This is a genomic window from Adlercreutzia equolifaciens (assembly GCF_029076695.1).
Classification (GTDB): domain Bacteria; phylum Actinomycetota; class Coriobacteriia; order Coriobacteriales; family Eggerthellaceae; genus Adlercreutzia; species Adlercreutzia equolifaciens_A.
On sequence record NZ_JARFIK010000158.1, the window covers coordinates 1 to 347 of the forward strand.

Consider the following 347-nt stretch of genomic DNA (forward strand, 5'->3'; position numbering starts at 1 on the left):
AGAATGGTAGCGCCAAACATGGCGAACATATGCTGGAGCCCCAGAATCAGCATCTGTGGGATTCCCAGCTTTTTGGCATCATAAATGCCCTCAACTCTGAATTTCATAAATATAGTTCCTCCTTTTCCCTTAGAGCGTGTTTGAAAAAGGCTTTCTGCAAGATGTGCGTCACAATTTGTGGGAGATTTTGCCCGGATGAGGGCGCCGTAGCGGGCTACGGCAATCGAATTCGGGTGAAATCTCCCGCAAAGTGGGGCGTGCATATTGCGGGAATGATTTTTCAAACAGGCTCTAAATAGTGTCTGTAACTGCAGATATGACGAGCAGTTATGATTTTTTCAGTATAG

1 protein-coding gene is annotated in these 347 nt (G+C 45.8%); it reads left to right on the top strand.

What is annotated here, in order from left to right; all coding sequences use genetic code 11:
- The first annotated feature begins 29 nt into the window (after positions 1–29).
- On the top strand, positions 30–299 hold the full coding sequence (locus tag PZH32_RS14285) for a DUF6783 domain-containing protein (protein ID WP_428994041.1): 270 nt from the start codon (positions 30–32) through the stop codon (positions 297–299).
- Positions 300–347: the final 48 nt, after the last annotated feature.

What these genes read in the sequence shown, in the direction of transcription:
- PZH32_RS14285 (WP_428994041.1), top strand. Translation starts at nt 30, where the DNA reads ATGCTGGAGCCCCAGAATCAGCATCTGTGGGATTCCCAGCTTTTTGGC.